This window comes from Ralstonia sp. 1138, assembly GCF_040544795.1.
In the GTDB taxonomy this organism is placed as follows: domain Bacteria; phylum Pseudomonadota; class Gammaproteobacteria; order Burkholderiales; family Burkholderiaceae; genus Ralstonia; species Ralstonia flatus.
The window spans coordinates 443,258-463,792 of record NZ_JBEPKQ010000002.1; the positions used below are offsets into that span (position 1 = coordinate 443,258).

Annotated in this window: 20 protein-coding genes; 19 read left to right on the top strand and 1 reads right to left on the bottom strand. The window is 65.3% G+C overall.

Features of this window, described 5'->3' with window-relative positions; all coding sequences use genetic code 11:
* Positions 1–93: 93 nt before the first annotated feature.
* From gatA to ABIC76_RS09825, 19 genes are all read left to right on the top strand, one after another.
* Positions 94–1,581 carry an Asp-tRNA(Asn)/Glu-tRNA(Gln) amidotransferase subunit GatA gene (gene gatA, locus ABIC76_RS09735; RefSeq protein WP_102064161.1) on the top strand — a complete coding sequence of 496 codons (1,488 nt, stop codon included), beginning with the start codon at positions 94–96 and terminating at the stop codon, positions 1,579–1,581.
* A gap of 38 nt (positions 1,582–1,619) precedes the next feature.
* The gene (locus ABIC76_RS09740; RefSeq protein ID WP_027678679.1) at positions 1,620–2,102 is read left to right on the top strand and encodes a hypothetical protein; all 483 of its coding nucleotides are present in this window, start codon (positions 1,620–1,622) and stop codon (positions 2,100–2,102) included.
* Complete coding sequence (locus ABIC76_RS09745) at positions 2,102–3,064, top strand: dienelactone hydrolase family protein (RefSeq protein WP_354533821.1); 963 nt, start codon at positions 2,102–2,104, stop codon at positions 3,062–3,064. The genes ABIC76_RS09740 and ABIC76_RS09745 overlap by 1 nt, the downstream gene beginning before the upstream one ends.
* A gap of 93 nt (positions 3,065–3,157) precedes the next feature.
* Positions 3,158–4,624, top strand: a complete 1,467-nt coding sequence (gene gatB / locus ABIC76_RS09750) for an Asp-tRNA(Asn)/Glu-tRNA(Gln) amidotransferase subunit GatB (protein WP_354533822.1) — start codon at positions 3,158–3,160, stop codon at positions 4,622–4,624.
* Between the two features lie 14 nt (positions 4,625–4,638).
* On the top strand, positions 4,639–5,328 hold the full coding sequence (locus ABIC76_RS09755) for a DUF484 family protein (RefSeq protein ID WP_354534210.1): 690 nt from the start codon (positions 4,639–4,641) through the stop codon (positions 5,326–5,328).
* Between the two features lie 14 nt (positions 5,329–5,342).
* Positions 5,343–6,329 (top strand): tyrosine recombinase XerC, encoded by a 987-nt coding sequence (xerC, locus tag ABIC76_RS09760; RefSeq protein WP_354533823.1) that lies wholly within the window; start codon positions 5,343–5,345, stop codon positions 6,327–6,329.
* Between the two features lie 39 nt (positions 6,330–6,368).
* Positions 6,369–7,562 carry a class I SAM-dependent rRNA methyltransferase gene (locus ABIC76_RS09765; RefSeq protein WP_102064164.1) on the top strand — a complete coding sequence of 398 codons (1,194 nt, stop codon included), beginning with the start codon at positions 6,369–6,371 and terminating at the stop codon, positions 7,560–7,562.
* A gap of 78 nt (positions 7,563–7,640) precedes the next feature.
* A complete protein-coding gene (locus ABIC76_RS09770; protein ID WP_354534211.1) occupies positions 7,641–8,159 on the top strand; it encodes a metal-dependent hydrolase in 519 nt (172 codons plus the stop codon).
* A gap of 132 nt (positions 8,160–8,291) precedes the next feature.
* On the top strand, positions 8,292–9,818 hold the full coding sequence (locus tag ABIC76_RS09775) for an FAD-binding oxidoreductase (protein ID WP_354533824.1): 1,527 nt from the start codon (positions 8,292–8,294) through the stop codon (positions 9,816–9,818).
* A 12-nt stretch (positions 9,819–9,830) separates the two neighbouring features.
* The gene (locus ABIC76_RS09780; protein WP_343548069.1) at positions 9,831–11,069 is read left to right on the top strand and encodes a lactonase family protein; all 1,239 of its coding nucleotides are present in this window, start codon (positions 9,831–9,833) and stop codon (positions 11,067–11,069) included.
* A gap of 96 nt (positions 11,070–11,165) precedes the next feature.
* Positions 11,166–11,693 (top strand): Fur family transcriptional regulator, encoded by a 528-nt coding sequence (locus ABIC76_RS09785; RefSeq protein WP_102064168.1) that lies wholly within the window; start codon positions 11,166–11,168, stop codon positions 11,691–11,693.
* Complete coding sequence (locus ABIC76_RS09790; RefSeq protein ID WP_027678670.1) at positions 11,681–12,766, top strand: CobW family GTP-binding protein; 1,086 nt, start codon at positions 11,681–11,683, stop codon at positions 12,764–12,766. Before ABIC76_RS09785 ends, ABIC76_RS09790 begins: the two co-directional genes overlap by 13 nt.
* A gap of 421 nt (positions 12,767–13,187) precedes the next feature.
* Complete coding sequence (dksA, locus tag ABIC76_RS09795; protein WP_024977044.1) at positions 13,188–13,607, top strand: RNA polymerase-binding protein DksA; 420 nt, start codon at positions 13,188–13,190, stop codon at positions 13,605–13,607.
* A 99-nt stretch (positions 13,608–13,706) separates the two neighbouring features.
* Complete coding sequence (zigA, locus tag ABIC76_RS09800) at positions 13,707–15,014, top strand: zinc metallochaperone GTPase ZigA (RefSeq protein WP_354533825.1); 1,308 nt, start codon at positions 13,707–13,709, stop codon at positions 15,012–15,014.
* Between the two features lie 100 nt (positions 15,015–15,114).
* Positions 15,115–16,716: an ABC transporter substrate-binding protein gene (locus ABIC76_RS09805; protein WP_354533826.1), complete on the top strand. Its 1,602-nt coding sequence runs from the start codon at positions 15,115–15,117 to the stop codon at positions 16,714–16,716.
* Between the two features lie 157 nt (positions 16,717–16,873).
* Complete coding sequence (hslV, locus tag ABIC76_RS09810) at positions 16,874–17,410, top strand: ATP-dependent protease subunit HslV (RefSeq protein WP_004628261.1); 537 nt, start codon at positions 16,874–16,876, stop codon at positions 17,408–17,410.
* Positions 17,411–17,436: 26 nt separating this feature from the next.
* A complete protein-coding gene (gene hslU / locus ABIC76_RS09815) occupies positions 17,437–18,768 on the top strand; it encodes an ATP-dependent protease ATPase subunit HslU (RefSeq protein ID WP_102064171.1) in 1,332 nt (443 codons plus the stop codon).
* Between the two features lie 214 nt (positions 18,769–18,982).
* The gene (locus ABIC76_RS09820; RefSeq protein WP_102064172.1) at positions 18,983–19,597 is read left to right on the top strand and encodes an HlyD family secretion protein; all 615 of its coding nucleotides are present in this window, start codon (positions 18,983–18,985) and stop codon (positions 19,595–19,597) included.
* A gap of 85 nt (positions 19,598–19,682) precedes the next feature.
* On the top strand, positions 19,683–19,886 hold the full coding sequence (locus ABIC76_RS09825; RefSeq protein WP_004628255.1) for a CsbD family protein: 204 nt from the start codon (positions 19,683–19,685) through the stop codon (positions 19,884–19,886).
* A gap of 33 nt (positions 19,887–19,919) precedes the next feature.
* Here the strand turns inward: ABIC76_RS09825 and ABIC76_RS09830 are convergent, their stop codons facing one another.
* On the bottom strand, positions 19,920–20,498 hold the full coding sequence (locus tag ABIC76_RS09830) for a response regulator transcription factor (protein ID WP_004628252.1): 579 nt from the start codon (positions 20,496–20,498) through the stop codon (positions 19,920–19,922).
* Positions 20,499–20,535 lie beyond the last annotated feature (37 nt).

Below are 20,535 nucleotides of genomic sequence, written 5' to 3' on the forward strand. Positions count from 1 at the left end.
GGTAATCCGCGTAAACGGCGCGTCCGCGCTTGTCTTGAGCCCACTCCATTCGACGTCGCCGGCCGCTGCCGGCAGCCCATCCGAACGTATTCGATGACCGCATCCACGATCAAAGCCCTGTCCGCCCAACTCGCCGCCAAGGAGGTTTCGGCGGAGGAACTGGCTCGCCACTACCTGTCGCGCATCGAGGCCGGGGCGCACCTCAACGCCTTTACCCATGTCGACGCCGAGGCGACGCTTGCCCAGGCGCGGGCCGCCGACGCCCGTATCGCGGCCGGCAACGCGGCGCCGCTGACCGGCGTGCCGATCGCGCACAAGGACGTGTTCGTCACCCGCGGCTGGCGCGCCACGGCGGGCTCCAAGATGCTCGGCAACTACGTCAGCCCGTTTGACGCCACCGTGGTCGAACGCCTTGGCGCGGCCGGCATGGTGACGCTGGGCAAGACCAACATGGACGAATTCGCGATGGGCTCGTCCAACGAGAACTCGGCGTTCGGCGCGGTCAAGAACCCGTGGAACCTCGAGCACGTGCCGGGCGGCTCGTCGGGCGGCTCGGCGGCAGCGGTGGCGGCCGATCTGGCGCCCGCCGCAACCGGAACGGACACCGGCGGCTCGATCCGTCAGCCGGCATCGTTCTCGGGCATTACCGGGATCAAGCCGACGTACGGCCGCGTGTCGCGCTACGGCATGATCGCCTTCGCCTCGTCGCTGGATCAGGGCGGCCCGATGGCCCGCACTGCCGAGGATTGCGCGCTGCTGCTGTCTGCCATGGCCGGCTTTGACCCGCGCGATTCCACCAGCCTGGAACCCGGCCGCGGCGGCGATGTGGAAGACTTCGGCCGCCTGCTTGGCCAGCCGCTGCAAGGCGCCGATGCCGCCCGCCCGCTGGCCGGCCTGCGCATCGGCCTGCCCAAGGAGTATTTCGGCGAAGGCCTGGCCGACGACGTGCGCACCACGGTACGCGCCGCGCTGGCCGAGCTGGAAAAGCTCGGCGCCACGCTGGTCGACATCAGCCTGCCGAAGACCGAACTGTCGATCCCGACGTATTACGTGATCGCCCCGGCCGAGGCCTCGTCCAACTTGTCGCGCTTTGACGGCGTGCGTTACGGCCACCGCGCGGCGGAATACCGCGATCTGGCCGACATGTACCGCAAGTCCCGCGCCGAAGGGTTCGGCTGGGAGGTCAAGCGCCGCATCCTGGTGGGCACCTACGTGCTGTCCCACGGGTATTACGACGCCTATTACCTCCAGGCGCAGAAGATCCGCCGCATCATCGCGCAGGATTTCCAGAACGCATTCGCGCAGTGCGACGTGATCATGGGCCCCGTCGCCCCGACCGTTGCCTGGAAGATCGGCGAGAAGAGCGATGATCCGGTGCAGATGTACCTCGAAGACATCTTCACGCTGTCGACGAGCCTGGCGGGCTTGCCGGGCATGAGCGTGCCGGCCGGTTTCGGCGCCAACGGTCTGCCGGTTGGCTTGCAGATCATCGGCAACTATTTTGAAGAGGCACGCATGCTGCAGATCGCGCATGCGTTCCAGCAGACGACCGACTGGCATAACCGCCAGCCGGCCGCTTGACGCCGCACCGACGTTTCCGCTCCATGCAGGAGGCACGCATGAACCACCGCATCCGCACTGCACTCGGGCTGGCGCTTGCCGCCGGCCTGCTGGCGGCGTGCGTGCCGATTCCGCTGCCGTCGATTCCCGGCATCAGCCGGCCGTCGAAGCCGCCGCCGATTTCCGACCGCCGCATCGACATCAACGGCTACTGCAGCCAGACCGAAGAAGACGGTTTCCGCGAGCAGGCGACGCTTACGGTGGCCGACAACAACGTCAGCGCCATGCAATGGCAGTTGTGGGTCGGCCGGCGCGGCTCGTGCCAGTTCGACCTGTCGACGTTCCAGCAGACCAAGCGCCGCCCCAGCATCGAGCTGCGCGAGCGCTACGGCAATTGCACGCTGATGGTCTGGCAGGACCCGCGCCGCGTCACGCTGGCACACGCCAACTGCGAAGCGCATTGCACGCCCGGCATCTATGAAGAAGCCTGGCCGGTGATGTTCGACCCGCAAACGGGCCAATGCGCCCGGAATGCCCGGTGATGCGCCTATCGCTTCGCGTGGTGGCGGCGCTGACCAGCGCCCTGGCGCTGCACGCGTTCGCGCAACCGACGCCCGACGCTGAGGGCGCCCTGCCGGATATGCCGGCGGCGCGTGCGCCGTCCTCGGCGGAGCTGGGCGTGCAGACGGTGGAGATTCCGCGTGCGTCTGTGAAAGACGCCGACGATGCGCCGCCAACGTTGACCGCCTACTGGGTCGCGTCGCCCGTCAAGGCGCCCGCGGCCGGCACGCCGGTGGTGATCGCGCTGCACGGCTGCAGCGGCCTGTATACGCCGGCCGGGGCGGATGCCAAGGCGCTGGGTTCGCGGTACCGCGGTTATGCGCAGTGGCTCGGCGCGCGTGGTTACGCGGTGGTGTTTCCGGACAGTTTCGGCCCGCGCGGCAAACCGCACGGCATCTGCACCGAACGCACCGCCACGCGCGATATCAACGGTGCCGTGCGCCGCGCCGACGTGCTGGCCACGATCCGCTGGGTAGCGGGGCAGCCGGGCGTGGATGCACGCCGCATCGTGTTGCTTGGCTGGTCCAACGGCGCGCAGGCCGTGCTGGAGGCGGTGGACGCCAGCCGCGCCTGGCCCGCCGATACGCCCGCGGTCAATCGCGCGGTGGCGTTCTATCCGGGCTGTGCGTCGGCACAGAAGCGGCCGGACTATCGGCTCAACGCGCCGTTGCTGCTGCTGGCCGGCGGCAACGACGACTGGACGCCGGCCGATCACTGCCAGGCGCTGCAGACGGCCGTACTGGCGCGGCAGCCGCAGGCGCGTTTCGAGCTGGACATGTTTGGCGGCGCGTATCACGGCTTCGACGGCACGGCAGCAATCAAGGAGCGCAACGGCATCCCCAAGGGACGTCGCTACGGAACGGTCACGGTCGGCGGTGATCCGGCAGCGCGTGAGGCCGCGTTCGCGAAGCTCGCGGCGTGGCTCGATGCGCCGCACCCCTGATCGCAGCCAGGCAAGAACACCTGAATACCTGAATACCTGAACACCTGAGTACCTAGACATTCACACCACAACAATCGACAGGACACACGCAACATGCAATGGGAAGTGGTGATCGGCCTCGAGACGCACACGCAGCTCTCGACGGTCTCGAAGATTTTCTCCGGCGCGTCCACCGCCTTTGGCGCGGCGCCCAACACGCAAGCGGCGCCCGTTGACCTGGCGCTGCCGGGCGTGCTGCCGGTGCTGAACAAGGGCGCCGTCGAGCGGGCCATCGTGTTCGGCTTGGCCATCGGCGCCAAGATCGCGCCCAAGAGCATCTTCGCGCGCAAGAATTACTTCTACCCCGATCTGCCCAAGGGCTACCAGATCAGCCAGTACGAGATCCCCGTGGTGCAGGGCGGCACGCTGACCATCCAGGTGGAAGGCAAGAACGGCCAGCCCGGTTATGAGAAGACCGTGCAGCTCACGCGCGCACATCTGGAAGAAGATGCGGGCAAATCGCTGCACGAAGACTTTGCCGGCATGACGGGCATCGACCTGAACCGCGCCGGCACGCCGCTGCTGGAAATCGTGACCGAGCCCGACATGCGCAGCGCGGCCGAGGCCGTTGCTTACGCCAAGGCGCTGCACGCCCTGGTGATGTGGCTGGGCATCTGCGACGGCAACATGCAGGAAGGCAGCTTCCGCTGCGACGCGAACGTGTCGGTGCGCCCGGGCCCGGATGCGCCGTTCGGCACGCGCTGCGAAATCAAGAACCTGAACTCGTTCCGCTTCCTGGAAGAGGCGATCAACTACGAAGTGCGCCGCCAGATCGAGCTGATCGAAGACGGCGGCACCGTGGTGCAGGAAACGCGCCTGTACGATCCGGACCGCAAGGAAACGCGCTCGATGCGCAGCAAGGAAGACGCGCAGGATTACCGCTACTTCCCCGATCCCGACCTGCTGCCGCTCGTCATCGGCGACGATTGGATCGAGCGCGTGCGCGCCACGCTGCCCGAGCTGCCGGCCGCCATGGCCGCACGCTTCGAGTCGGCCTACGGCCTGCCGAAGTACGACGCGAGCATCCTCACCGCCACCAAGGCGACGGCGGCGTACTTCGAAGCCGTCATGGCGGATGCGGGTGCTGCGAACGCCAAGGCCGCGGCCAACTGGATCATGGGCGAGGTCGCCTCGAACCTGAACCGCGCCGATCTGGAAATCGATGCCGCACCGGTGTCGCCCGCGCAACTCGCCAAGCTGCTCGCGCGCATTGCCGACGGCACGATCAGCAACAACACGGCCAAGAAGGACGTCTTCCCCGCCATGTGGGCCGGCGAACACGGCGCAGATGCCGACGCGATCATCGCTGAGAAGGGTCTGAAGCAGATGTCGGATTCGGGCGAGCTGGAGAAGATCATCGACGACGTGCTGGCCGCCAATGCCAAGTCGGTCGAGGAATTTCGCGCCGGCAAGGAGAAGGCATTCAACGCGCTGGTCGGTCAAGCCATGAAGGCCACGCGCGGCAAGGCCAATCCCGCACAAGTCAACGAACTGCTGAAGAAGAAACTCGGCGCAGCCTGATGAGCACCTCCACGATGAACGCACAAGACGTCGCCAACTACCTGCAGGCGCATCCGGCCTTCTTTGAAGAGCACGCCGAGCTGCTGGCCGCCATTCAATTGACGAGCCCGCACAGCCATCGCGCGGTGTCGCTGCAGGAGCGCCAGATGGAAATCTTGCGCGACAAGAACAAGCACCTCGAACTCAAGCTGTCGGACCTGATGCGCCACGGCAACGAGAACGACCGCACGCAGCAGCGCGTGCACGCCTGGACGACGCGCCTGCTGGGCGAGGCCGACACGCATGCGCTGCCGTACGCCGTGCAGGATGGTCTGCGTGAAATCTTTGACGTGCCCGCTGTGGCGCTGCGCGTGTGGCAGGTCGGCGAGGAATTTGCACACCTGGAAGTCGCGCAGGGCGTGAGCGAGGAAGTGCGCCTGTTTGCGGCCGGCCTGCGTGCGCCGTATTGCGGCGCCAATGCCGGCTTTGAAGCGGCCGGCTGGCTCGATACGTCGGATACCGGCGGCGCGCCCATCGAATCGCTCGCCATCGTCACGCTGCGCGTACCGGTGTGTGGCGATGCCGATGCAAGCGCCGCGCCGGCATTCGGCCTGCTGGTGCTCGGGTCGCCGGACGCCCGCCGCTTCAATGACGGCATGGGCACGACGTACCTCGCGCAGATCGGCGAACTGGCCGCTGCCGCGCTCAACCGCCTGCGCGACTGAGCGCAGCCCACCGCATGCCGCAATCTGCATCCGCCGATGACCATGGCGCACAGCCGCCGCATCCGCAGATTGCGGCCTACCTTGACGCGCTGAAGTTCGAGCGGCAGCTCTCGCCGCACACGCTGGAGAGCTACACCCGCGAGCTGGCCGTCCTGCAGCGCCTCGGTGCGCAGCACGCCGCCAACGTCGATCTCACGCAACTGCAGTCCCACCATATCCGCCGCATGATGGCGCAGCTGCACGGCGACGGTTTGTCCGGCCGCAGCATTGCGCGGGCGCTGTCGGCGTGGCGCGGCTGGTTCAAATGGATGGCGCTGCGCGATGCCGCCGTCACCGCCAATCCGGTCGACGGCGTACGCGCGCCGAAGAGCCCGAAGCGGCTGCCGAAAGCGCTGTCCGTGGAGCAAGCTGTCGCGCTGATGGAGCAACTGCCCGGCGACGATGCCGAAACGGTTCGCGACCGTGCCGTCAACGAGCTGTTCTATTCGTGCGGGCTGCGGCTCTCTGAGCTGGTCAGCCTCGACCTGCGCCACGTGAAGGCTGGCGCGTATGAATCGGCGAGCTGGCTCGATCTGGAGGCGCGCGAGGTGCAGGTGCTCGGCAAGGGCAGCAAGCGGCGCACCGTGCCGGTGGGCACCAAGGCGGCGGAGGCGCTGGCTGCATGGCTGGCGGTGCGCGAGCAGCTTGCCAAGCCCGACGCGGCACCCGAAGACGCGCACGCGCTGTTTCTGTCGGCGCGCGGCAAGCGGCTGGCGCAGCGGCAGATTCAATTGCGCATGAAGCGCAACGCCATCGCGGCGGGTGTGCCGGCGGATGTGCATCCGCACGTGCTGCGGCATTCGTTTGCCACGCACATGCTGCAGTCGTCCGGTGATCTGCGCGCGGTGCAGGAACTGCTCGGCCACGCCAGCATTGCCAGCACGCAGGTTTATACTTCGCTCGATTTTCAGCACCTGGCCAAGATCTACGATCAGGCGCATCCCCGCGCAAAAAAGAAGTAGCGCATTGCCCGAAGCTTCGGGCGCCCCATCCCCAGTCGTATGCAAACCCTGATTCTGAAGCCCGGCAAGGAGCGCTCGCTGCTGCGCCGGCACCCGTGGATTTTCGCCAACGCCATCGATCGCGTGGAGGGCAAGCCGGCCTCCGGCGCGACCGTCATCGTGCGCGCACACAACGGCCAGTTTCTGGCGCGCGCCGCGTTCAGCCCTGTCTCGCAGATTCGCGCGCGCGTGTGGAGCTTTGATGAATCGGAGCCCGTCGACCACGCGTTCTTCAAGCGCCGCATTGCCGCGGCCGTGGCGTACCGCCGCGCGTGGGTGCACGACACCGACGCCGTGCGCCTCGTCATGGGCGAAGCCGACGGCCTGCCCGGCCTGATCGTCGACCAGTACGGCACAGGGAATGCGGGCCAGCTCGTCTGCCAGTTCAGCGCCGCGGGCGTGGAGCACTGGAAGCAGGCGATCGTCGCGGCGCTCATCAAAGAGACGGGTTGCCCGAACGTCTACGAACGGTCGGACGTGAGCGTGCGCGAGCGCGAAGGCCTGGAGCAGATGACCGGTGTGCTGGCCGGTGCGGAACCTGCCGCCGACCTGTCTGCCACCGAGCACGGCGTGCGTTATTACGTGGACGTGCGCGAAGGCCACAAGACCGGCTTCTACGTGGACCAGCGCGACAACCGCGCGCTCGTCGGCGCCTTGGCGCGCGATCGCGATGTGCTGAACTGCTTCTGCTATACGGGCGGGTTTTCGCTGGCGGCGCTCAAGGGCGGGGCGCGCTCGGTGGTGTCGATCGACTCGTCGGGCGAGGCGCTGGCGGTGGCACAGCGCAACGTCACGCTCAACGGCTTCGATCCGGCGCGCGCCGAATGGCTGGATGCGGACGTCTTCAAGTCGCTGCGCAACTTCCGGGCGGAAGGCCGCCAGTTCGACCTGATCGTGCTGGATCCGCCCAAGTTTGCGGCCTCGGCGCAGCAGGTCGATCGCGCGGCGCGCGCATACAAGGAGATCAACTTGGTTGGCATGCAGTTGCTGCGCCCGGGCGGCCTGTTGTTCACGTATTCGTGCTCGGGCGCGATCGACGCAGACCTGTTCCAGAAGATCGTCGCGGGCGCGGCGGCCGATGCCAAGGTGACGGCGCGCATCCAGCGCAGGCTGGCGGGCGGCGTCGACCACCCGCTGCTGACGAGCTTCCCGGAAGGCGAATACCTCAAGGGCCTGCTGTTGCAAGTCGGCTAGCAATTTGTCGCAATTTTTGGCTTGTCCCGGCAAGCCGCCATTGCGAAGATGCGGTCCTTCGTTTTCCGCATCTCGTCGATGGCTTCCAACGCTGCCCATCATGCGACGGGTTGGGCGGCAGGCCTGATTGCCGCCGCCCTCGTCGCACAGGCTTCGCACACGTCTCTCGAACATCTCGGCAGCCTCCTGGCGTTTTGCGCGGCGGTGGCCGGCAGCACCGCACCAGACTGGATGGAGGTGGCCTGGTGGACCCGTGCGCGCCGCCTCTGGATCACGCATCGCACCGCCACCCATTGGGGCATCGGCTGGGTTGCGGTGCTTGTTCTGTCGTACCAGGCGTTGGGCCATGCGCAGCTGTGGGCGCCGCTGCTGTTCGGCTTCGCGTGCGGCGGGCTGATGCATCTGCTGGCGGACTGGCCCAATCCGCTGGGTGTGCCCTGGATCTGGGGGCGTCATTCCCTGAACCTGTGGAAGAGCGGTCGCTGCGATCTGGTCGTGGTGATCCTCGCGTGGGCTGCGGCGTGCTGGCTGGTGCGGCCGCTGTGGGCCGCAACGGCAACGCGCGTGGTCGGATGGTTCGCGCACGTGGCGCGATGACCCAGCCGTATCGGCATTGTCTGATGGAAGCCGGGCCTGCGAGCGACTAAGTTGGAACCGCCGGACGCCACGCGTCCGAATCCAACTCCGTTTGCGCAACGCTTGCGCAAACGCCCTCACCGGGAGTCGTCGATGACACTGGATGTGACGCGCAAAGACCCTCGCTACAACACGCTCAAACATGGTTTCAACCTGCGTTGGCCCTCGACAGATGCGCAGGCTGTCAGCCGCATCGCCCTCATAGAAAAGCCCGACGACGTGGCGCCCGCCGTGCAGCGCATCATCAACGCGGGCCAGCGCCCGACCGTGCGCAGCGGCGGACATTGCTACGAGGATTTCGTCTCCAACAACCCCGACGGCACGATCGTCGACCTGAGCCTGCTCGCCACGCCCGAAGTGCGCGCCGACGGGTCGGTGCGCATTCCGGCCGGCACGCAGAACTGGAACGGCTACCTGGAGCTGTACAAGCGCCGCAACGTGACGCTGCCCGGCGGCTCCTGCTATTCGGTGGGCGCGGGCGGGCATATCTGCGGCGGCGGGTATGGGCTGTTGTCGCGGCTGCAGGGGCTGACGGTGGATTGGCTCTCGGCCGTGGACATCGTCACCGTGGATAAAACCGGCAAGGCGGCTGCGCGCACGGTGGATGCGGCGCATGATCCGGATCTGTTCCGTGCGTGCCGCGGCGCGGGCGGCGGCAACTTCGGCGTCATCACGGGCTACACCTTCGCCAAGCTGCCCGAGGCGCCGCAGGAAGTGGCGCTTGCCACCGTGGCCTTCGACTGGGCGACCATGACGCCGCAGCGCTTTGCCGAACTGCTGCGCATCTACGGCGAATACTGGGAGACGCGTGGCAAGGATCCGGACACGTGGGGCATGTTCTCGCTGCTCAAACTCACGCACAAATCGTCGGGGCAGATCGTGCTGCTCACGCAGTTCTGCAACCCGGATGGCACGTGCCGCGATCTCTCCGTCCTCAATGATTTTCTGAGCCGCTTCCAGGCTTGCGCGCCGACGCCGGTCAAGGGGCGCCCGCCCGGCTACGGCCCTGCGCACAAGCAGGGCGTGGGGCAACTGCTCTGCTCCAAGCCGCATACCATCGTGCAATACGACTGGCTGACGGCCACGCAGTACCTGAACGGCTCAGGGGCCAATCAGCGCGGCAAGTACAAATCGGCCTACATGAAGCGCGGCTTCACGGCGCGCGAGGCGCAACGCATCTACGTCCACCTCACGCGGACGATGCCGGGCGTCGATCTGAGCCAGTCGTTGCTGCAAGTCGATTCGTACGGCGGCGCCGTCAACAAGGCCGAGCGCATCGGCGACACCGCCGTGCCGCAGCGCGCCTCGATCATGAAGCTGCAGTACCAGACGTATTGGACGTCCGCCGCCGATGACGCTGGCCACCTGCGCTGGATCAGCGATTTCTACCGCGACGTCTACGGCGCGCCCGATGTGCCCGCGCCGCACAGCGGCACACCTTACCCGGGCGACCGGTACGAGGGCTGCTACATCAACTACCCCGACGTCGACATGCTCGCCTACCCGTTCTGGCCGCAGCTCTACTACGGCAGCGGCGACCTGTACGCGTTTCTGCAGGATGTGAAGCGCCGGTATGATCCGAACAACATCTTCCACCACGCCATGTCCGTGCGTGTTTGATGGAGCCATCCAATGACCAATCGTCTTCGTCGAACTTTCATGCAGTGGACCGGTAGCTTGCCTTTGCTGGGCGCTCTTCCCAAAACCGTCATGGCCCAGGCGGCCGAACAACCTGCCGCGTCGGGCGCGCAGCCCGCAGGCAATGCGCGCGCTCCCCGCTTCGCCTATGTCGGCACGTACACGTTCAATGCGCCGGGCGGCACCGCCGGTGGCCCGGCCGCGCGCGGCATCTATGTGCTCGCACCGCGCGGCGATGCATGGACGCAGGTGCAGGTCGTCGAAAGCGCCAATCCGTCGTTCCTGGCCGTGCACCCGAATCAGCGGTTCCTGTACGCCATCAACGAACTTGAGGTATATGAAGGTCGGCCGAACGGCAGCGCCGAGGCCTATGCGATCGACGCGCGCGACGGCAAGTTGACGCTGCTGAACCGCCAGCCGCTGTCGCTGTCGGGCACGAACCCCGCACACGTGGTCGTGTCGCCGGACGGCAAGCACCTGTGCGTGTCGATCTACAGCGGCGGCGCGTACAACCTCCTGCCGATCGGCGAGGACGGCAAGCTCGGCACCGTCTCCGGCATCTTCAAGGACACCGGCTCCGGCCCCCGCCCCGAACAGGAGGCGCCGCACGCGCACATGATGCTGTTCGACACCACCGGCCAGCACGTGATCGGCACCGACCTGGGCACCGATCGCATCAACGTGTTTGCCATTGAGGGCGGCAAGCTTGCCCCGCGTGACCGTGCGCAGCTCAAGCCTGGCAGCGGCCCGCGCCACCTGGCGCTGCATCCGCAAGGCAAGCTGCTCTACGTCATCAACGAACTGGAAGGCTCGGTCGCCTGCCACGGTTACGACCCCGCCACCGGCCACGTGCAGGAAGAGCGTCAGCGCATCTCCACCACCCCTGCCGACTACACAGGCCAGAAGAGCGGCGCCGAGCTGCTGATGCACCCGTCCGGGCGGTTCCTCTACGCCAGCAACCGGAAGCTGAAGTCCGACCACCCGCTGGCCGACAGCGTGGCCGCATTCAGCATTGACGCCTCTGGCAAGCTCGCGCCGCTTCAGTACTGGAGCGAGGGCGTGCACTTTCCGCGGGCGATGACGATGGCGCCCGACGGCAGCCACCTCTACGTGCTCAACCAGAAGGGCGACACCATCCTGCGGCTGCGCATCGACGGCCAGACCGGCAAGCTGGACCAGCCGGCGGTGGTGGCGAAAGTGCCGACGCCGGTGTGTCTGGCATTTGCGGCATAAGCGCTACCGCCGCGCGAAAAGAAACCCTGGGCGGTGCAAGGCCGCCCAATTGCAACTCAATTGCAGCAACCCGCGCCCCGTGGGACAATCCCGCGCATGAATACCCCGGCCCCGCGCGACGATCTCGCCACTTCGCAACCCAGTTCGCCTGAAGAGGCTGCCCGCGCACGCCTGCGCGGCCTGGGCAGCCGTGTGACCGAGCCCCGCGTGCGCGTGCTCGCTGTGCTCATGCAGGGCGCCGATGCGCTCTCGCACCAGGCGGTATGCGATGCGCTGCCGGACGATTCCGGCATCGACCGCGTGACGGTCTACCGCGTGCTCGACTGGCTCGTGGCAGGCGGCATCGTCCACAAGACGGCCGGGGCCGATCGTGTCTTCCGCTTCAGCCTGGCCGAGCACGATGCCGCGCGCGAAGCGGCGCACCGCTCGCACAGTCACTTCCACTGCACGCAATGCGGGCGCGACTTCTGCTTGGAGGGTGCCGAGCCGCCGGCCATGCCGAAGGCCGCCCTGCCCGCCGGCTTCGCAGCCGACCATGCCGAACTCACCATCAAGGGCGCTTGCGCGGATTGCGCGCATCTGGCGTCTCATCACAAGACAGGAAACGCATCATGTCCAAAATGATCCCGGTCACCATCCTGACGGGCTTTCTCGGCAGCGGTAAGACCACGTTGCTCAAGCGCATCCTGACCGAACAGCACGGCATGAAGATCGCCGTGATCGAGAACGAGTTCGGCGAAGAGAACATCGACAACGACATCCTCGTGCAGGACGGCAACGAGCAGATCGTGCAGATGAGCAACGGCTGCATCTGCTGCACCATCCGCGGCGATCTGGTGAAGGGGTTGTCCGATCTGCTCACGCGCCGCGACAACGGCCAGATCCAGTTCGATCGCGTGGTCATCGAAACGACCGGCGTTGCGAACCCCGGCCCCGTTGCCCAGACGTTCTTCATGGACGACGAGATCGCCAGCCGCTACCTGCTGGATGCCGTCATCACGCTGGTCGACGCCAAGCACGGCAACATGCAGCTCGACAAGCAGGAAGAGGCGCAGCGCCAGGTGGGCTTTGCTGACGCCATCTTCATCACCAAGAGCGATTTGGTGTCCGCCGACGACGTGGACGCGCTACGCCACCGCCTGCTGCACATGAACCCCCGCGCCCCGATCCGCACCGCCAATTTTGGCGACGCGCCGATCGACACCATCTTCGATCTGCGCGGCTTCAATCTGAATGCAAAGCTGGAGATCGACCCCGACTTCCTGCGCGAAGACGGTCATGATCACAACCACGATCACGATCATGACCACGCCTGCTCGGCCGATTGCGATCACGATCACGACCACGATCATGAGCACCACGGTCACGGCCATCACCACCATCACGGGCATGCGCACCATACCGACCGCATCGCCTCGTTCGTCTTCCGCAGCGAACGGCCGTTCAACTACACCAAGCTGGAGGAGTTTCTCTCCGGCGTGCTGAACATCTACGGCGAGAAGCTGCTGCGCTACAAGGGCGTGCTGTACATGGAAGGCGTCGACCGCAAGGTCGTATTCCAGGGCGTGCACCAGCTCATGGGCAGCGATGTGGGCGGCAAATGGGACGGCGAGACCCCTTCCAACCGGATGGTGTTCATCGGTGTCGACCTGCCGCGCGAAACGATTCTGAAAGGATTGGAGAACTGCCTGGCCTGATCCGGCCGCTTTTACCCTCCTTTTGGGTGGCCCCGCCGCGCGCTTTCAGGCAGAATCCGGGCCGGATTTTGTGTCCGTGTTTCTCCGATAGTTCGGGTAAGATCGTTCAGCTACAATAGGTCGATTTAGAAGCACGTCGTCCGAAGCACGTCCGATAGGAGAGCAGGCGATGGTGACTAAGACCAAGGAAGGGCGCGGCGCCAACGTTGGAGCCGGGCAGCCCGGAACGGAGTCGGCAGCAGCCCAGGCTGCGCCAGCCACCCGAAAAAAAGCGGCAGGGGGCGCCGCTGCGGGAGAGGCAAAAGGAGGCGCGTGGGGCGGCAAGTCCGCCGCCAGCCAGAATGAGTCCGACGCATCCCCGCGCAAGGACGACGCGATAGCCGAGACGGCGCGCGATTTACCAGGATCATCTGCAGCAACCATGAGCAGCAAGAAACTACTCACCGAAGCCGAAATCCTGAAGATGAGCGACAAGGATTACATGAACGAGGCGCAGCTCGCCTTCTTCAAGGACCGGCTTGTAAAAATGCGCGATGAAATTCTCGCGAACGCCAACCAGACCACCGAGCACCTGCGCGAGACCGTGATCGTGCCGGACCCGGCAGACCGTGCCACCATCGAAGAGGAGCACGCGCTGGAACTGCGTACGCGCGATCGCGAGCGCAAGCTGCTCAAGAAGGTCGAACAGTCGATCGCCCGCATCGATGCCAACGACTACGGCTACTGCGACGAGACCGGCGAACCGATCGGCATTCCGCGCTTGCTCGCCCGCCCGACGGCCACGCTGACGCTGGAGGCGCAAGAGCGCCGCGAAAAGCGCCAGAAGTTGATGGGTGACTGACGCACGCGTCGCAGTTGTCTGACGCATTCATTTGATTTGGCAGCCCGGTAACTCACCGGGCTGTTTGCTTTGTTTGGCCACGAACCGAGGCCGCTGATCATGTCCCGTCCGCTTCCCGTTACCGTGTTGTCCGGCTTTCTGGGCGCCGGCAAGACCACGCTGCTCAATCACGTGCTCGCCAACCGCGAGGGCAAGCGCGTGGCCGTGATCGTCAATGACCTGTCGGACGTCAACATCGACGCGCAGCTCGTCGGCGATGGCACGGCCACCAGTGCGCAGCTTTCGCGCACCGACGAACGCATGGTGGAGCTGTCCAACGGCTGCATCTGCTGCACGCTGCGCGAAGACCTGCTCGACGAGATCGCGCGCCTGGCCCGGGAAGACCGCTTCGACTATCTGCTGATCGAGTCGACCGGCGTGGCCGAGCCGCTGCCGATTGCCGAGACGTTTACGTTTGAAGACGCTGAAGGCGACGTGCTGTCCGACCTCGCGCGCCTGGACACCATGGTCACCGTGGTCGACGCGCAGCACTTCCTGGCCGACTACGACGCTGCTGATTTTCTGTCCGATCGCGGCCAGGCGCGTGATGAAGATGACGATCGCACCGTCGTCGACTTGCTCATCGAACAGGTCGAGTTTTGCGACGTGATCGTGCTCAACAAGATCGATCTCGTGAGCGATACGGAGCGCGAACGTCTGGCCGGCATCCTGCATTCATTGAACCCGCGGGCGCGCGTCGTGCCGGCATCGTTCGGCAAGGTGCCGTTGGACGAAATCCTCAATACGCATCGTTTTGATTTCGATGCCGCATCGGCGGCGCCTGCGTGGCTGGCCGAGCTGCGCGGCGAACATGTGCCCGAAACTGAAGCGCTCGGCATCGGCAGTTTCGTCTATCGCCGCCGCGTGCCGTTCCACCCGCAGCGTCTGTGGGATCTGATGCACACCGAATGGCTGCGCGAGCATGGCCGCGTGTTGCGTTCGAAGGGCTATTTCTGGCTAGCTTCACGCATGGACACGGCGGGCAGCTGGGGCCAGGCCGGCGGCGTGATGCGTCACGGCGGCGCGGGTGCCTGGTGGGCTGCTGTGGATGAAGCCGAGTGGCCCGATGAAGAAGAAGCCCGCGCAGACATCGTGGACAAGATGCACGACAACGGTGCGCCCGCGCAATGGGGCGACCGCCGTCAGGAACTGGTCTTCATTGGCACGGACCTGGACGAAGCCGCGCTCATCGCGCAACTCGACGCCTGTCTGTTGACCGAGGCGGAGATGGTTGCCGGCCCCGAGGCGTGGGCCGCGCTGTCCGATCCGTTCCCCGCGTGGGCCTACGATGACCATGACGATGAAGACGGCGACGACGATCATGATCACCAACACGGTGACGACTGCGACTGCGGGCACCATCACTGAGCACGCAGCCCCCCTGCTTCATCGACGTTGACACCGGCGTCGTCCGGTCCTGACAATCTCCGAACGTTTTGCTTTCGTCACGAACCATCGGGGAGTCGTCATGCCGGTCCTGCGTCTGCTACGCGCTGCGAACCTTGTCGCCGCGCTGTCTTTTGCCACGGCGCTTTCGGCGCTCACATCGAGCGCTGTGCATGCCCAGCCGGCCTCCACGCTGGTGGTCGGCCTGTCGAGCGATGTCACTTCGCTCGATCCGCACTTTCATAACGTCACGCCCAATTCGAACGTGGCCGAGCATATGTTCGAGGCGCTCATCGCCAAGGACGAGAAGATGCGCCTCAAGCCCGGCCTCGCTACGTCGTGGAAAGCTTTGAGCGATACGGTGTGGGAAGTGAAGCTGCGTCCCGGCGTGCATTTCCATGACGGCACCGAGTTCACCTCCGCCGACGTCGTTTATTCGTTGGCGCGCCCGGCCACCATCAAGAACAGCCCATCGCCGTTCACGATCTATACGCGTGGCTTCAAGGAGGTGACGGCCGTCGACAAGCTCACCGTGCGCATCACCACCAACGGCCCCTATCCGCTGGTGCCGAACGACCTGTCGACCATCTACATGGTGTCGAAAAAAGCGGTCGAAAAAGCCGGCGCGGATGACTTCAATAATGGCCGCACCATGATCGGCACCGGGCCGTACAAGTTCGTCTCCTTCAATCGTGGCGATCGGCTGGAGCTGACGCGCTTTGACGGTTACTGGGGCAAGAAGCCGCAATGGCAGCACGTGACGCTGCGCATTCTGACGGCGGATGCACCGCGCGTGGCGGCGCTGTTGGCGGGAGATGTGCAGGTCATCGAAAACGTGCCCAGCTCGGACATCAAGAAGCTGTCAGCCGATCCGGCGGTGACGGTGTTCAAGATGCCGGTGTTTCGCATGATGTATCTGCATATGGATTCGAACCGCGATGTGTCGCCGTTCGTGACCGACAAGGCGGGCAAGCCGCTGTCGAAGAATCCGCTCAAGGACGCACGCGTGCGCGAGGCGATCTCGCTGGCGATTTCACGCCAGGCCATCGTCGACCGCGTGATGGAGGGCGCGGCCGAACCGACGGGCCAACTCGTAAACAGCTCGCTGTTTGGCCACGTGCCTGGCCTGAAGGCACCCGCCGCCGACCCGGCCGCGGCGAAGAAGCTGCTCGCCCAGGCCGGCTACCCCGACGGTTTTGCCATTACGCTGCACGCCACCAACAACCGCTACCCGAACGATGACCGCGTCGCGCAGGTGGTCGCATCGATGCTTTCGCGGGTTGGCATTGCCACCAAGGTCGAGACGCTGCCGTCGGCGTCATTCTTCACGCGGGCGAACAAGCTGGACTTTTCGTTCCTGCAGGCGGGCTGGGGTGCCGATACGGGTGAAGCCAGCTCCAGCCTGAAAGCACTGCTGGCGACGTACGACCCCGCGCGTGGCTGGGGTGCGTCCAATCGCGGGCGCTATTCGAACCCCGCACTCGACGCCAAGCTGGCTGAGGCGCTGCAGACGCTTGACGACAGCAAGCGCGAAAAGCTCCTGCAGGACGCCACGGAAATAGGGATGCGCGATGACGGGGTGATTCCGCTCTACTTCAACATCAACGTCTGGGCAGCGCGCAAGGGCTACACGATGGTGCCGCGTCTGGACGAGCGCACGTATGCCTTCGATGTGACACGCTGAACGGGGTAGAAAAGCCGTAAGAAGCGATTTCCTGCGCACAAAAAGTGTGCGTTGTGACGGAAATCAGGCTTGAAATCCACGGGGCTGGCGTCAAGTATGAAGTTCTTTGGCCGGCCCGCTGGGGGCCGCGCCAAGCCCGACCCCCAGGAACAAGCGCATGGAACAGTATCACGGCACCACCATCGTCAGCGTGCGGCGCGGCAACCAAGTTGCGCTCGGCGGCGACGGCCAGGTCACGCTGGGCAACATCGTCATGAAGGGCTCGGCCCGCAAGGTGCGCGCCATCTACGACGGCAAGGTGCTGGTCGGTTTTGCCGGCGCCACCGCCGACGCCTTCTCCCTGCTCGACCGTTTTGAAGCCAAGCTGCAGAAGCATCAAGGCAACTTGCTGCGCTCGGCCGTCGACCTCGCCAAGGACTGGCGTACCGACCGCGCCCTGCGCCACCTTGAGGCGATGCTGATCGTCGCCGACCGTGAAGCCACCCTCGTCATCACCGGCAACGGCGACGTGCTGGACCCGGAAGGCGGCATTGCTGCCATTGGCTCCGGTGGCTCGTATGCCCAATCGGCCGCCAAGGCGCTGATGGAGAACACCGACCTCGCCCCGCGCGATGTGGTGGAGAAATCGCTGCGGATCGCCGGCGAACTCTGCATCTATACCAACACCAATTTCGTGATCGAGACGCTCGAATAACGAGCGCCCCCATCGACAGGATTCCCATGTCTGAAACCATGACGCCGTCGGAAATCGTCTCCGAACTCGACAAGCACATCATCGGCCAGCACAAGGCCAAGAAGGCTGTGGCCGTCGCGCTGCGCAACCGTTGGCGCCGCCAGCAGGTGGGAGACCCGCTGCGCCAGGAAATCACGCCCAAGAACATCCTCATGATCGGGCCGACCGGCGTGGGCAAGACCGAGATCGCACGGCGCCTCGCCAAGCTGGCCGACGCACCGTTCATCAAGATCGAGGCGACGAAGTTCACCGAAGTCGGCTACGTCGGCCGTGACGTCGACACCATCGTGCGCGACCTCGCCGAGATGGCGGTCAAGCAAACGCGCGAATCCGAGATGAAGAAGGTGCGCGCCAAGGCCGAAGATGCAGCCGAAGACCGCATTCTTGACGTGCTGATCCCGCCGCCGCGCGACATCGGCTTTGCGCAGCCGGAAGAAAAGGATTCGACCGCGCGCCAGACCTTCCGCAAGAAGCTGCGCGAAGGCCAGCTCGACGACAAGGAAATCGAACTGGAAGTGTCGGCGGGTGTGCCCAGCATGGACATCATGGGGCCGCCGGGCATGGAAGACATGACCGAGCAGATCCGCTCGATGTTCGCGGGCCTGGGCCAAGGCAAGAAGAACCGTCGCAAGATGAAGGTGAAGGAAGCCTTCAAGCTGCTGATCGACGAAGAGGCCGCGAAGCTCGTGAACGAAGACGAGTTGAAGCAGAAAGCGGTGGCCAACGTCGAGCAGAACGGCATCGTGTTCCTGGACGAGATCGACAAGATTGCCAGCCGCAGTGAATACGGCGGCGGCGAGGTATCGCGTCAGGGCGTGCAGCGTGACTTGCTGCCGCTGGTGGAAGGCACGACCGTCAACACGAAGTACGGGATGATCAAGACCGATCACATCCTGTTCATCGCGTCGGGCGCGTTCCACCTGTCCAAGCCGAGCGACCTGATTCCGGAATTGCAGGGCCGCTTCCCGATTCGCGTGGAGCTGGATTCGCTGTCGGTGGAAGATTTTCGCGCGATTCTCACGCAGACCGATGCGAGCCTCACCAAGCAATATCAGGCGTTGTTGAAGACGGAAGGCGTCGATCTCGTGTTTGCGGAAGACGGCATCCATCGCCTCGCCGAGATCGCCTGCTCGGTCAACGAGAAGGTCGAGAACATCGGCGCGCGCCGCCTGTACACGGTGATGGAGCGGCTGCTTGAAGACCTGTCGTTCCACGCGCACAAATCGTCGGGCGAGACGGTGACCATCGACGCCGCGTACGTCGACGAGCGCTTGAACGAGCTGTCGGGCAACGAAGATCTGTCGCGCTACGTGCTCTAAGCGTGTAAGCAACGCATTCCATATGCATTTCGGGCCGCATCGGAGACGATGCGGCCCGTTTTGTTTGGAGGGCCGCAAACCCAGGCGCAGCAAGGGTTTGCTCAGGATCACCCGGGGTCGGGTCCGTTATCTGCTGAAGAAGGTGGTGCCGCACAGACAATGCGCGCCGCGCACGTGGCGTGCGCGATTCCAACCACGACAAGGAGAGAAGCGTATGAAACCGATCCAACGCCTGGCCCTGTGTTGCGTGCTCGCCTGCGCCCCGATGGGGCTGGTGCACGCCCAGACCACACCGGCGCCCACCGGGCCCGCCGCAACCTCGGCCCCGAACGATGCCAAACGCAGTGCTTACGACAACGCCGTCAAGCAAGCCGATGCCAACTACAAAGCCGCCAAGGACAAGTGCGATGCGATGAAGGGCAATGACCGCGACGTCTGCCGTGCGCAGGCCAAGGGCGACTACAACGTCGCCAAAGCCAATGCGATGGTGGAGCGCGATGGCACTGAAGCCGCCCGCAACCGCGCCGCCAAGGAAAAGGCCGAGGCCGACTACGACGTCGCCAAGACGAAGTGCGATGCCATGAAGGGCAACGAGAAGGACACCTGCGTGAAGGATGCCAAGGCCGCCTACACGCGCGCCAAGGCCGGTGAAGAAGTCAGCCATGCCAAGGCCACCGGTGACGCCAAGGACGTGAGCGAAGCGCGCCGCGACGCCGTCAAGGACACCAACGACGCCAATTACAAGGCCGCGAAGGAACGTTGCGACGCCATGTCCGGCGATGCGAAGACGAAGTGCCAGAACGACGTCGCCGCCAAGTTCAAGAAGTAAGCCACAAGGAAGTCTCTGCACGGGCGGCCTGCGGGTCGCCCCTGCTTTGTCTCAATCGCTCAATCTCAATCGCAATGGAGGACGTATGAACTGGGACCAGATCGAAGGCAAATGGGATCAGGCCAAGGGCAAGATCAAGGAGAAGTGGGGCCAGCTCACGGACGATGATCTGACGGTGATCCGCGGCAAGCGCGATCAGCTTGCCGGCAAGATCCAGGAACGTTACGGCTACACGAAGGAACGCGCCGAAGACGAACTCAAGGCGTGGGAGCGTGACACCCGCTGGTGATGCCGCGCTGATGTAGCCTCGCGCGGCCGGCGCTTATTTGGCGACCGGCCGCTTGCCCAGCTTGCGCTGCAGCGTGCGCCGGTGCATGTTGAGCGCCCGCGCCGTGGCGGAGATATTGCCGCCGTGCTCGGCGAGCACGCGCTGGATGTGTTCCCACTCCAACCGCGCGACGGACAGCGGCGCCGGGTTTTCCATTGTCTGCTCTGCCACGGCTTCAGACACGCCGACTTGCAGCGCCAGCAGAATCGAATCGACATTGGCCGGCTTGGCCAAATATTCGTCAGCCCCGAGCTTGACCGCCTGCACGGCGGTGGCGATGCTCGCGTAGCCTGTGAGGATCAACATGCGCGCCTCGGGCAGCGCCTGGCGCAGCGGGGCAATCCAGTGCAGGCCGGAGTCCGTGCCGCCATGGGGCATCAGACCCTTGTCGCTGGCGGCCAGGTGCAGATCGACGGTGACATACGAGAACCGCGTCTGGCGGGCCAGGGCCAACGCCTCGCCGCCGGTGTGGGCGATCTGCGGAGCAAAGCCGCGACGCGTGAGCGCGCGCGCCAGCGTCTGCGCAAAGACGTCGTCGTCATCGAGGATCAGAAAGGGGGCGGGCTGCTGCATGGTGTTCTCCGGGGCCGTACGCGCATGGGGCTGCGCC

Coding starts and splice junctions, on each gene's coding strand:
- ABIC76_RS09825 (WP_004628255.1), top strand. CDS start 19,683: ATGAACTGGGACCAGATCGAAGGCAAATGGGATCAGGCCAAGGGCAAG.
- ABIC76_RS09775 (WP_354533824.1), top strand. CDS start 8,292: ATGACACTGGATGTGACGCGCAAAGACCCTCGCTACAACACGCTCAAA.
- ABIC76_RS09755 (WP_354534210.1), top strand. CDS start 4,639: ATGAACGCACAAGACGTCGCCAACTACCTGCAGGCGCATCCGGCCTTC.
- ABIC76_RS09740 (WP_027678679.1), top strand. CDS start 1,620: ATGAACCACCGCATCCGCACTGCACTCGGGCTGGCGCTTGCCGCCGGC.
- ABIC76_RS09745 (WP_354533821.1), top strand. CDS start 2,102: ATGCGCCTATCGCTTCGCGTGGTGGCGGCGCTGACCAGCGCCCTGGCG.
- ABIC76_RS09765 (WP_102064164.1), top strand. CDS start 6,369: ATGCAAACCCTGATTCTGAAGCCCGGCAAGGAGCGCTCGCTGCTGCGC.
- hslU (WP_102064171.1), top strand. CDS start 17,437: ATGTCTGAAACCATGACGCCGTCGGAAATCGTCTCCGAACTCGACAAG.
- gatB (WP_354533822.1), top strand. CDS start 3,158: ATGCAATGGGAAGTGGTGATCGGCCTCGAGACGCACACGCAGCTCTCG.
- ABIC76_RS09780 (WP_343548069.1), top strand. CDS start 9,831: ATGACCAATCGTCTTCGTCGAACTTTCATGCAGTGGACCGGTAGCTTG.
- gatA (WP_102064161.1), top strand. CDS start 94: ATGACCGCATCCACGATCAAAGCCCTGTCCGCCCAACTCGCCGCCAAG.
- hslV (WP_004628261.1), top strand. CDS start 16,874: ATGGAACAGTATCACGGCACCACCATCGTCAGCGTGCGGCGCGGCAAC.
- ABIC76_RS09805 (WP_354533826.1), top strand. CDS start 15,115: ATGCCGGTCCTGCGTCTGCTACGCGCTGCGAACCTTGTCGCCGCGCTG.
- ABIC76_RS09770 (WP_354534211.1), top strand. CDS start 7,641: ATGGCTTCCAACGCTGCCCATCATGCGACGGGTTGGGCGGCAGGCCTG.
- xerC (WP_354533823.1), top strand. CDS start 5,343: ATGCCGCAATCTGCATCCGCCGATGACCATGGCGCACAGCCGCCGCAT.
- ABIC76_RS09790 (WP_027678670.1), top strand. CDS start 11,681: ATGTCCAAAATGATCCCGGTCACCATCCTGACGGGCTTTCTCGGCAGC.
- zigA (WP_354533825.1), top strand. CDS start 13,707: ATGTCCCGTCCGCTTCCCGTTACCGTGTTGTCCGGCTTTCTGGGCGCC.
- ABIC76_RS09820 (WP_102064172.1), top strand. CDS start 18,983: ATGAAACCGATCCAACGCCTGGCCCTGTGTTGCGTGCTCGCCTGCGCC.
- ABIC76_RS09830 (WP_004628252.1), bottom strand. CDS start 20,498: ATGCAGCAGCCCGCCCCCTTTCTGATCCTCGATGACGACGACGTCTTT.
- ABIC76_RS09785 (WP_102064168.1), top strand. CDS start 11,166: ATGAATACCCCGGCCCCGCGCGACGATCTCGCCACTTCGCAACCCAGT.
- dksA (WP_024977044.1), top strand. CDS start 13,188: ATGAGCAGCAAGAAACTACTCACCGAAGCCGAAATCCTGAAGATGAGC.